Consider the following 10,876-nt stretch of genomic DNA (forward strand, 5'->3'; position numbering starts at 1 on the left):
TCTTATCTGCAGCGCGACATAACATAGTCGCCAAGCCGGCAACGGTAGCCCCGGAGCCGGTTTGCCTTCTTCTCCTCGACCGTCGAGCCTGCATTAGGGTCGAATTTGTAGTGCGCCGGGAAAGGATAGTCCTCTCCGGGGCCGACCTCGGGCGCGATCGTCCGCACGGTCTCCTCGACGTCCCCGGTGAAAGGAAAGGCAATGTTGACGACGTTCTCTTCATCGAAATGCGCGATGATCTCGATCTCGTCCCAGGTTTTGCCGCGCGGGTTCATGAACCCTCTGAGCAGGTCTTTCTTCTCGTTCTGTGTGCCGTGTCTGAATATCTCCATGGTGGCGGGATCCTTTATGGCTTCTCGAATAAAGGCTCCCAACGCTTCGAACTGCACATTCTCGAATTTGGCCATGACCCCTCTCCATTTCTTCAGGTTGCGACGTTGCCGGTTCTTCGATAGGCCCGCCCCGGCATGTCCAGGTTAGCGTACCGCTTGAAGTATTCGTAGAGCTCGTCGTCTGAAACCAGCCTGTCGTCGGCCAGCCCCAATAGCCCCGCCAGATTGCCGGGTTCGGCCGATGATAGGGACAGCGGCACCTGGATTTCGCTGTCCCCGGCATTGAACAGTGCAGCGGCGACGGTGGCCGCGACGATGAACGAGCCGGTCGGTCCCAGCCGGTTGCCGTCATCTCCGAGCACTGCGGCTTCCTGCATGATGTAATAGGACAGAGGTGTTTCGGTCAGGAACTGCGGATGGGCCAGCAGCGTCTTCTCAAGCACGCCAGCCTGGAAGCTGTAGCGTTTCCTGCAGCTTTGCGTGGGCAGCATGGCAGCGCCGGAAAGTACAGGCACATCCGCGGAAAGCGCCGCAGCGACGGCGCCGGCAATCGTCTGGCCTGATGCGATGCCGAGATCGTAACAGCGCCAACAATCCATGAAGGCGATGGACCGAGGTGTCCCGTCGAAGTCGGCGGCGTGCTGAACCACCGCCATCTCGTAGTTGAGAAACGGACTGATACGGCGTGCCTTCAGTGCCCTTGCCGCGTCGCCCGGCTCGATGAAACGGCTCCAGTCAACGGCCCAATTCACACGGACCGGAACGTCACCGTTCGGGCGCTGGCTCGAAAATGCCAGGATTTCGCGCAAGGTGCCGGCTTCTTCTTCGAATGCCTTGTTGAGGGCGTAGCGGTCGCGGACCATCGAATGCGCAAACCGCGAGGCGCCAAATGTGAACTCCATCGGCAAGTCCGCCAGCGGCTTCAGCGATGCGACGCCGGGGCCGCGAAACTCCTCGCCATCGAAGAAGTGCGCCCAGACTGCCGGGGCCAGAATTCGCCTGAGATAGTCGTCAACGACCACGCGGCGATAGACACCGGTCAGGTAAAGCCGCGCCTGATCGAAGGCGGTCTGCGGCGGTACAGCGCGGCGCGCCATCAGCAAATCGACGAGACGGTTGTGCACCTGCATCAACGAGCATTGCAGCTGGGAGAGAATGAGATTGTCGTCGTTCCTGGGGTCGCCGATCAGAGGACGGTAAGGCGCCTTTCGTCCGCACACGCTCAAAAAACCGCTGGAGGCGTCGACGCGCGGGACGTCTCGCGCCCTTTCGACCGCACCATCGACGGGAAGTTTGACCTGCTTGTCGCTGACCCCGGGCAGGCCGATCGGAAATCGACAAAGAGTGGTGTCGCTTTCCGATGCCGAGTCATAGAGGTGCGAGTCCACAATCAGGCCTCGTCCATAAAGGCCCGACAGATCGAGACTGCCCGAGACGGCATTTCTCAAGGTGAACCCGGCACGATCGCCCGGCATGCCAAATATGCGGCTAAAGACGATGTCGTGAAACGTGAACTGGCCGAAATAGGTATAAGCAGCGGGATTGTCGCTGAGGTCGGGGGAATCGATGGGACCGAGCATGCAGTTCGAGATGTCGGTGAGCGCCGTCTGGGTTCTCTCCGTCATGGAGCCATCTTCTCCAGCCGGCATGAGGCCTATCGGCTTTTCGGCGAGATCGGGAAACAGGAGCCGGCGCCGAAGAGCGTCGCCCGCGTCCGCACCCGCCGCTTCGACGGTGGGACCTCCGGCAGTCCTCGCCATCGCGTTGAGCGCGCGGCGGTGATTTACCAGGGTTTCATATGTCGCATATTCGCCGTGTCTCATCGCCAGCCCTTTTCGTCAAAGACTATTCCATTCGCACGCGGTCGGCGATACCAGCCGGCCATATCTTGCGCCCCCGGCCAAACGGCCTGGCCCAAGGGCGGGACGGATTATGTTGGGAGGCCCAAAATCCGTCCCGCCGCCAGCCCCCCGGCCGACTTGAGATGCATAGTTGAAGCCTACCGATCACCCGGTGCAACAAGTCCGGACATCAGTTGGTGCAAGTTTGCCCATCGGGGTCACGCCGGCAATCATCGACGATACGGATTCCGTGCCGGGAGGCGATATGACGAGCTGGCGAAAACGTTTCCAGTCGAAGTTCATGCCTGGATCGGGCCGGCGGGCCGGATCGAGCGCGGCATGCGAAACGATGGTCTTGAGGTTCGGGTATTTTGCCCAGCAATAGCGGACAATCCTCGCCGTCACTTCGACCTGCCAGCTTGAGAATGGGTCCGCGACCTGGCTGTTGACGACTTCAATGCCAAGGCTCCAGTGGTTGACGCGCTTGGCGCCGCCATTGACCCGCGGATGGCTCTTGTCGTTTCCCACATGCCAGGCCGCCCGCGATTCCGGCGCACACGCCCAGACAATGTTTCCGTGCTGGCTTTCGTTCTCATCGGGAACCAGCCAGTGGAAACTGCCGCTGCCGGCCTGCATCACCGACATTGCCCTTGCCGAGCTGCCGCCGGCAGTCGCATGAATGACCACCGCGTTGATGCCGAGGATCGGATCGAAACGCCGCAACGACGTCGAGCGCGCCCAGTAATCCTGAACGCCTGGATAGAGCACCTCTGGGATCGCAAATGGCGCCGGCCTACCCGCGGCCGGCAAATCGAACAGGTATGTCTTCGGATCTGGCATCGCTTGCTCCTGCAAAGCTCGCGTTTGACGATCCGTGTATCGCAACGTTGGCGTGAAACGAGCGTGAATCATGTCCCGCCGCCCGGGAGGCATCGCCGGCCATCAAGAGAGTTCCGTCGACCAGGAGCGCCCGATCGGTCCGATTCTCAAGAGAATCCAGCACGTTCTGGGGGATGATTGCCGGGATATCCCATGCCCCAAGCGGCTGCGCCCAGCGGCAAGCCTCGCTTGATCGATGTTCGCCCGAAGCTACTCGAAGGAATAGGTGAAACCTTCCTTGGAGGCGCCAACGGTGACTTTTGTCATTTTTTCGCCCGCGAGCGACCGGTTGAGCACGCCGCGGCTCAGTTCCGGCAGCAGCGTGTTGGTCAGGATGGCATCGATCATCCGTCCGCCGGATTCAATCTCGGTGCAGCGGGCCTTGACCAGATCCATGACACCGTCGCCGATCACCAGTTCCGCATCGTTGGTCGTGCGCAGCCGGCGAGCGATCTTGGCAAACTGGTGACGGGTGATGGCTTCGATCATCCCGTCCGAGAGCGGGTAATAGGGAATGGTCACCACCCGGCCGAGGAAGGCGGCCGGGAAGACCTTCAGCAGCGGGCTACGCAAGGCGATGTCCAGATCGTCAAGCCCGGCCCGTATCGTGCCGTTCCGGGTCCGCTCCATGATGACCTCCGAGCCGACATTGGAGGTGAGCAGGATCAGCGTGTTCTTGAAATCGATCCGGCGCCCCTCGCTGTCGTCCATCATGCCCTTGTCGAAAACCTGGAAGAAGATCTCGTGCACGTCGGGATGCGCCTTCTCGACCTCGTCGAGCAGGATCACCGAATAGGGTTTTCTACGCACGGCCTCGGTCAGGATGCCGCCCTTGCCGTAACCGACATAGCCGGGTGGCGCGCCCTTGAGTGTCGAGACGGTGTGCGCCTCCTGGAACTCGGACATGTTGATCGAGATCAGGTTCTGTTCGCCGCCATAGAGGGTTTCGGCCAGCGCCAGCGCGGTTTCGGTCTTGCCGACGCCCGAAGGACCGCAGAGCAGGAACACGCCGACCGGCTTTTCCGGTGCGCCGAGCCCGGCGCGGCTGGTCTGCACGCGTTTGGCGATCATCTCCATGGCGTGGTCCTGGCCGACGACCCGCTCCGAAAGCGTGGTGGCGAGCTTGAGCGCCTTTTCGGTCTGGCTGGACAGCATCCGTCCGGTCGGGATTCCCGTCCAGTCCTGGACCACGGCGGCCACGGCGTTGCGGTCGACCGAGGGCAGGATCAGCGGCGTCTCGCCCTGCGCCGTAGCCAGTTCGGCCATCAGTTCGCGCAACCGGGCAAGGTCGGCCGCAGGATCCGGCGGCGCAGGATCGGCAACCGCCGGCACCTCCGCCTTGGCCTTGGCTGCCTTGGTCTTCGCCGTTTCCGTCATCGTCGTTTCGGCCTTGGGCGGCTCAGTCTTGGGCACCTTGGTCTTTTCTGCGTCCGTCACTGCCGTTTCAGTGTCGACCTCAGCGGTCGCCTCCGCATCGAGCGGCACGCCCTCACCGCGCAGCCGCGCGCGCAATTCGAGTATCTCCGCAACCAGCGCCTTTTCACGCTCCCAGCGCCCCTCGGCGGCAGCCAGCGTGGTCTCGGTTTCGGCTAACCCGGCTTCAACCCGCGCCTGGCGCTCGGCCACCTCGATGCCGATGGCGGCCTCGCGACCGATGATGCCGCGCTCGACCTCCAGCGCCTGGCGGCGGCGCATGATGTCCTCGACCTCGGCCGGCGTGGCGTGCTGCGATATGGCGACACGGGCACAAGCGGTGTCGAGAAGGCTCACCGCCTTGTCCGGTAGTTGCCGTGCCGGGATGTAGCGATGCGACAGGCCGACCGCCGCCTCGATCGCCTCATCGAGTATCTGCACCTCATGATGCTTCTCCAGAACGCCGGCCACGCCGCGCAACATGAGTACGGCCACCGCCTCCGACGGCTCGTCGATCTTGACCACCTGGAAACGGCGGGTCAGCGCAGGGTCTTTCTCGATGTGCTGTTTGTATTCGGCCCAGGTCGTCGCCGCGATCGTGCGAAGTTCACCGCGCGCCAGCGCCGGTTTCAAGAGATTGGCCGCGTCGCCTGTTCCAGCCGCGCCGCCGGCGCCGATCAGCGTGTGGGCCTCGTCGATGAACAGGATGACCGGCGTCTCGGACGACTGAACCTCGTCGATGACAGCCTTCAGCCGTTTTTCGAATTCGCCCTTCACGCTGGCGCCCGCCTGCATCAATCCGACGTCGAGCATGCGCACGCTGACGCCTTGCAGTGTGGGCGGCACGTCGTCCGCGGCGACACGCAAGGCAAAGCCCTCGACCACCGCGGTCTTGCCGACACCGGCCTCGCCGGTCAGGATCGGGTTGTTCTGCCGGCGCCGCATCAGGATATCGACGATCTGCCGGATTTCCGGATCGCGGCCGACGACCGGATCGATCTTGCCGTCGCGGGCGCGCTGGGTCAGGTCCGTGGCGTATTTCGCCAGCGCTGAATCCCCACCCGGCCCCCGCCGCGGCGCTTCTGGAGCGGAGACCATGGTCGAGGCACCGGCTTCGAGCGACCCCTCCACGACATCGGCGAACCGCGCGATGACCGCGTCGGCATCGATCTTGTCGAACTCGCCGCTGATCTTCGACAGCAGGCCTTCCAGCACCGGCGTCTTCAGGCAGGCAAGCAGAATATGTGCGCTGCGGACTTCCTCGACGCCGAACTCGAGCGTTGCCAGGTTCCAGGCCTCCTGGATGGCATGAAAGATGTGGTCGGAGAATTCCTCGATCGATGTGGCGCCATAAGGCAGCTTGTCGACGGCGCGGGTCATGTCGGCCGTGAGCCGGCTCGCATCCACGCCCGCATCGGCGATGATCATCTGCACATCGGAGCGGTCGGAAAGCACCAGTTGCTCGATGAAATGGACCAGTTCGACATAGGGATTGCCGCGCAGTTTGGCGGCATCGGCGGCAGCCTTGAAGGCGCGGACGCCGACAGGATTGAGCTTGCCGACCAGTTCCTTGCGCTTGAAAGTCTGCGATGACCGGCGCTGTTCCATCGAACGTGCTCCTGCAGTCTGCCAGCCGATAAACTGCCACATAAGACGTCACTTGACAAAGCGCGTCATGGACCGATGTCCCGGTGCCCGGTTTAGCCGGCTCCTTTCCATTTGTTGAAAGTCCCGCACCATTGACTGCAAACAGCCACGTCGCCGCATGCCTCTGCGCGATACGGTTCGCATGCGGCCAAGGCAACCACGCCGTGGATTTCTGCGCTTGTGAGGCGATCGCGTTTAGCTTCTGTTAATTTTTGAGCGCTCGTTGAATTGTGGTAAAGTGCAACCGTGTGATAACGTTGCGTCACGTATGGCTTGAGGCTGGTCGCTGGGGGTTTGTGTGATTGATGTCGCACTCTGGCTTAGTCCGCTTGACGGTGGAAATCCGTCAGGGGAAGACTTGCGCAACGACCCGGCTTTTCACGAGCTGGAGCGCCTGACCGAACCCGAGATCAAGGTCGTCCACGACGGCAACAACAAGCCCACGTCGCAAAGCACCATTCCGGTCGACTGGTCCGCCGTGCTGGCGAAGGCGGGGGAACTGCGTGCGCATGGCCGCGACCTGCGGCTGCTGGTCATCGTCACCCGCGCACTGGCCAATGAAGAAGGGCTGGCCGGGCTCGCGCAGGGGCTGACCCTGATTGCGCAGACCTTCGACCAGCATTGGGAAACCATGCATCCGGCACTGCGGCCCAACGCTTCGCCTCGCGATGCCGCCTTGCGCCGCATCAACGCGCTGCTCGACCTCCAGAACAGTCAGGGCGGGTTGTTGGCGAACCTTAGGCAGTTGATTTTCTTTGCGCCGCGCTCGATCGGGCCGATCAGCGGACGCGACCTGGAACAAAGCGCGCTCGACGACCGTGTCATGCTCCAGGAAGCCGCCTCCGGCTTGAATACGGCGGAAAAGGCGGCACTGGTCAGCGCGCACGGACAATTGTTGAACCGGGTGCGTGCCGGATGTGCGGCACAAATGGATCAGGCCGGTGCGGAGATGATCTCGCTGGTCGCCGATGCCCGGGCTGCGATCGCAGCCCTTGACGCGGTCGAGACCGCGCTCGGCGCCCGCCTCGAGGGCGGCGGCGCCCCTGTTCCGGAATTAAAACGATTTCTGCAGCGTTTGCTGACGACCCTCGAACGGAACTCGGGTGCGGTGGCGAATGGCGTGGCCAAGCCGCCCATCCCGGCAGAACCGGCAACACCTGCTCGAAACGGTCATGGAGCCGAGACTATGGCAAGTGCGGCAAGCTACGCGGACTCGAGCACGGGGCTTCCCGACCGGATCTCCTCGCGCGACGACGTGGTGAAGTGCCTCGACCTCGTTGTCGCCTTCTATGACCGCACCGAACCGTCGAGCCCCATACCGCATCTGGCCCGGCGTGTGCGCCGGATGGTGCACATGGATTTCGTTGAACTGATGGAAGATCTCGCCCCGTCGGGGCTGAAGGAATTCCGGCTCCTCGCCGGCGTTCCCGATGCCAAGAAGACGGCTCAGAAGGATGAAAGGTAACAGCACATGCCAGCCGAAAGCAAAGCGAAGGTCATCGAACGAAATCGTGCGCCGCGGGTGCAGATCGCCTACGATGTGGAAACCTACGGTAGCCCGACGACGATCGAATTGCCGTTTGTCATGGCCGTGATGGCCGACCTTTCCGGCGCTTCGCAGACCAGGGAAGCGTCGAAATCGGTGCTGGACCGAGCCTTCGTGGAGACCGACGCGAACCGCTTCCCCAAATTCATGGAGGCGCTCGGGCCCCGCGTCAAAGCCCGGGTGAAGAACACGCTGCCGCAGGCCGAAGGCCAGGAACGCGACGAGGAACTGGCGCTCGATCTCACCTTCACCAAGATGGGCGATTTCGCTCCCGACAAGATTGCCGAGCAGGTGCCGCAACTAGCCGAGATCCTCAAGATGCGTCGCCAGCTCGAGGAGTTGCTCGGCTTCATGGATGGCCGCGTCGACGCCGAAAAGCGCATCGCGCAGCTGCTGAACAACGAGCCGCTGCTTGGCAAGATCGCCAGCCAGGCACTGGCCGACGACGACAAGGCAGGGGAATAAGTCATGGCCGAACAGCAAAAGACCGCCGTCGCCGCCGAGGCCGAAGCCATCGACCTGGGAGAATTCAGCGGGCTCCTCGAAAAGGACTTCAAGGTCAAGAAGGACGACAGCGAGAAGCTGCAGCAGCTCGTCCGCAATCTCGCGCTCGCGGCGCAATCGCGTTCCGACACCACGACCATCTCGTCCAATGCGATCAAGTCGATCAAGTCGCTGATCGCGGGCATCGACAAGATGCTGACGACACAGGTCAACGAGATCCTGCACGCGCCGGAAGTTCGCGAGATGGAGGGCACATGGCGCGGCCTCTGGTATCTCGTCAACAACACCGAGACGGACCAGAAGCTGAAGATCCGGGTGATGAACATCTCCAAGGAACAGCTGGCCGACACGCTCGAAGACTATGAAGGCCAGATGTGGGACCAGAGCCCGATCTTCAAGAAAGTCTACACGGACGAGTATTCGATGCTGGGCGGCGAGCCGATCGGCTGTGTGATCGGCGCCTACGAATTCTCCAACCACCCGCGCGATGTCGGCCTGCTGCGCAATATTTCCGGCATCTGCGCCTCGGCGCACACGCCGTTTATCGCCGCCGCCTCGCCGCGCCTGTTCCGCATGGACAGCTGGCAGGAACTGCCGAACCCGCAAGACCTGCAGCAGATCGTCTCCAACCCGGCCTATGCCTCGTGGCAGTCGCTGCGTGAGAGCGAGGACGCCCGCTATATAGGCCTGACCATGCCGCGCGTCCTGGCCAGGTTGCCCTATGGCACCGATACCGTTCCGGTGAAGGGCTTCACCTTCGAGGAAGAGGTGCAGGGCGATCACAACAAATATGTCTGGATGAACGCCGCCTTCCCGATGGGCGTCAACATCAACCGCAGCCACAAGCTTTTCGGCTGGGGCACGCAGATCCGCGGCGTCGAGAATGGCGGCACCGTGCTCAACCTGCCGGTGCACAGCTTCCCGACCGACGATGGCTCGATCGCGATGAAATGTCCGACCGAAGTCGCCATCGACGACCGGCGCGAGGCCGAACTGGCCAAGCTCGGCCTGATGCCGATCCTGCACCGGAAGAACACCGATCTCGCGGCCTTCATCGGCGCCCATTCGCTGCAGGACGACGAAACGCGCGCCGGCCGACTGGTCGACCCCGATGCCCAGTCGAACGAGCGGCTGAGCGCCAACCTGCCCTATCTCTTCCCGGTCTCGCGCTTCGCGCACTACCTCAAGGCGATCGCGCGCGACAAGGTCGGCTCGTTCAAGGAACGCTCCGACATGCAGATCTGGCTGACCGAGTGGATCAACCGCTACGTGCTGGCCAACCCTGCCTTCGCCGACGACAAGGCGCGCGCCAAGCGCCCGCTGGCGGCGGCCGAAGTCCAGGTGGACAGCGTGGAGGGGCGGCCGGGCTACTACAACGCCCGCTTCTACCTGCGCCCGCATTACCAGCTGGAAGGCATCAACGCCTCGCTGCGGCTGGTATCGGAACTGCCGTCCGTAAAGACCTGATTTGCAGCAACCAGACCTTGTTTTGTTTGAAAGCGGTGGAGAAAGACAATGCCAGTCAAGATTGATGGTTTTCTGAAGGTTCCCGATATCAAGGGCCCAAGCACCCGCGACGGCCACTCGGACGAGATCGAAATCCATGGCGTCGACTACAAGATGGTCGCGCCCTATGACCCGAATTCGCTCTCACGCCGTGGGCGCGTGTCGATGGGCATGATCAAGTTCATCAAACATTACGACAAGTCCTCGCCCTATCTGAAAAAGGCTCTTTTCGAGAACAAGGCCCTGGATGAAGTGGTGTTCTCCGCACGGCGGACCATCGATGGCGAGACCAAGGACTACCTGGTCGTTACGCTCACCGACGCCTCGATCATGGAATACGACATGTCGCAGGCCGAGGATGAGGAAGACCTGATCCAGGAGGAGGTCAGCTTCGCCTACAAGAAGATCAAGTTCGTCTATGACGGCAATGATGAAGCCGAAATGGATGTCTATGTCGGCAAGTGAGGTTCGGCGGCCCGGCGCGGGCAAGCAGCAGATAGCCGGCAGCTTGCGGGCAAAAAGCGAGGCCGTCCAGCCATCGCTATGGGATCGTCTTGTCAACGACCTGCCGGGCCTGACCTCGGAGATAGACGGGCTGCGCCATGTCCTGCTGGACGAGCTTGGCGCGGACCGTCTCGACACCTTCGCTGCCGGCAGTGCACGGACCATCGATGCCGATGCGGAGCTGACGCCCGACCAGAAACGGCGTCTGCATCGCCTGGCCTTCCAGACCCAGCACCGCGCGGAGATCGAAAGCCGCGGCGTGGTGGTATCGGCCCGCGTGCTAAGGGAAGCGGTGCGGCGCGACATCGAGGCTCTGTTCAACACCGAGCGTTTCGAGGCCACGCCGCTGCTTTCCGACCTGGAAAATGAGCAAATGGCGGACAATCCGCCGTCGCTCGCCGATTTTCCGGAGGTCCGTCGAAGCGTGGTCAATTACGGCGTGCCCTCCTTCTCGGGCCGGTCGTCCCGCGACTTCGACCGCGACGTGCTGGCCCGCGAAATCCGCTCGGTGCTCGCCACCTTCGAGCCCCGCCTCAAGGAAGGCGCCACGAAGGTTACCGTCACCCTGGGCGACAAGACCGTGGGCCTGAAGATCGAGATAGACGCCGTGCTGATCATGACGCCCACACCGGAACGCATGCGCCTGCGCACCACGATCAATCTCGACAACGGCTTGGCACGGACCGAAATTAGGGACGCCTGAG

Annotated in this window: 9 protein-coding genes; 5 read left to right on the forward strand and 4 right to left on the reverse strand. The window is 62.5% G+C overall.

Annotation, left to right across the window (positions count from 1 at the left end):
- Positions 1-2 precede the first annotated feature (2 nt).
- The 4 genes from MesoLj_RS30580 to tssH form a co-directional block, all read right to left on the reverse strand.
- Positions 3-407 (reverse strand): hypothetical protein, encoded by a 405-nt coding sequence (locus tag MesoLj_RS30580; RefSeq protein WP_140775198.1) that lies wholly within the window; start codon positions 405-407, stop codon positions 3-5.
- A 17-nt stretch (positions 408-424) separates the two neighbouring features.
- A complete protein-coding gene (locus MesoLj_RS30585; protein WP_202323654.1) occupies positions 425-2,155 on the reverse strand; it encodes a peroxidase family protein in 1,731 nt (576 codons plus the stop codon).
- Positions 2,156-2,338: 183 nt separating this feature from the next.
- Positions 2,339-3,013, reverse strand: coding sequence for an N-acetylmuramoyl-L-alanine amidase (locus MesoLj_RS30590; protein WP_202323655.1), 675 nt, complete (start codon positions 3,011-3,013; stop codon positions 2,339-2,341).
- A 249-nt stretch (positions 3,014-3,262) separates the two neighbouring features.
- The gene (gene tssH, locus MesoLj_RS30595; RefSeq protein WP_202323656.1) at positions 3,263-6,073 is read right to left on the reverse strand and encodes a type VI secretion system ATPase TssH; all 2,811 of its coding nucleotides are present in this window, start codon (positions 6,071-6,073) and stop codon (positions 3,263-3,265) included.
- 337 nt (positions 6,074-6,410) lie between these two features.
- Between tssH and tssA the strand changes: the two genes are divergently transcribed.
- The 5 genes from tssA to tssE are packed head-to-tail and all read left to right on the forward strand — an operon-like array spanning position 6,411 to position 10,875.
- Positions 6,411-7,577, forward strand: a complete 1,167-nt coding sequence (tssA, locus tag MesoLj_RS30600) for a type VI secretion system protein TssA (RefSeq protein WP_202323657.1) — start codon at positions 6,411-6,413, stop codon at positions 7,575-7,577.
- 6 nt (positions 7,578-7,583) lie between these two features.
- Positions 7,584-8,123, forward strand: coding sequence for a type VI secretion system contractile sheath small subunit (tssB, locus tag MesoLj_RS30605; protein WP_140775193.1), 540 nt, complete (start codon positions 7,584-7,586; stop codon positions 8,121-8,123).
- Between the two features lie 3 nt (positions 8,124-8,126).
- Complete coding sequence (gene tssC / locus MesoLj_RS30610; protein WP_140775192.1) at positions 8,127-9,629, forward strand: type VI secretion system contractile sheath large subunit; 1,503 nt, start codon at positions 8,127-8,129, stop codon at positions 9,627-9,629.
- A 48-nt stretch (positions 9,630-9,677) separates the two neighbouring features.
- Positions 9,678-10,133, forward strand: a complete 456-nt coding sequence (locus tag MesoLj_RS30615; protein ID WP_027042794.1) for an Hcp family type VI secretion system effector — start codon at positions 9,678-9,680, stop codon at positions 10,131-10,133.
- The gene (gene tssE / locus MesoLj_RS30620) at positions 10,120-10,875 is read left to right on the forward strand and encodes a type VI secretion system baseplate subunit TssE (RefSeq protein WP_140775250.1); all 756 of its coding nucleotides are present in this window, start codon (positions 10,120-10,122) and stop codon (positions 10,873-10,875) included. Before MesoLj_RS30615 ends, tssE begins: the two co-directional genes overlap by 14 nt.
- Position 10,876 lies beyond the last annotated feature (1 nt).

This window comes from Mesorhizobium sp. 113-3-9, assembly GCF_016756515.1.
Classification (GTDB): domain Bacteria; phylum Pseudomonadota; class Alphaproteobacteria; order Rhizobiales; family Rhizobiaceae; genus Mesorhizobium.

Bases quoted from the DNA above. Each gene is read 5' to 3' on its own strand.
- tssC (WP_140775192.1), top strand. From the start codon at position 8,127: ATGGCCGAACAGCAAAAGACCGCCGTCGCCGCCGAGGCCGAAGCCATC.
- tssH (WP_202323656.1), bottom strand. From the start codon at position 6,073: ATGGAACAGCGCCGGTCATCGCAGACTTTCAAGCGCAAGGAACTGGTC.
- MesoLj_RS30585 (WP_202323654.1), bottom strand. From the start codon at position 2,155: ATGAGACACGGCGAATATGCGACATATGAAACCCTGGTAAATCACCGC.
- tssE (WP_140775250.1), top strand. From the start codon at position 10,120: ATGTCGGCAAGTGAGGTTCGGCGGCCCGGCGCGGGCAAGCAGCAGATA.
- MesoLj_RS30590 (WP_202323655.1), bottom strand. From the start codon at position 3,013: ATGCCAGATCCGAAGACATACCTGTTCGATTTGCCGGCCGCGGGTAGG.
- MesoLj_RS30580 (WP_140775198.1), bottom strand. From the start codon at position 407: ATGGCCAAATTCGAGAATGTGCAGTTCGAAGCGTTGGGAGCCTTTATT.
- MesoLj_RS30615 (WP_027042794.1), top strand. From the start codon at position 9,678: ATGCCAGTCAAGATTGATGGTTTTCTGAAGGTTCCCGATATCAAGGGC.
- tssB (WP_140775193.1), top strand. From the start codon at position 7,584: ATGCCAGCCGAAAGCAAAGCGAAGGTCATCGAACGAAATCGTGCGCCG.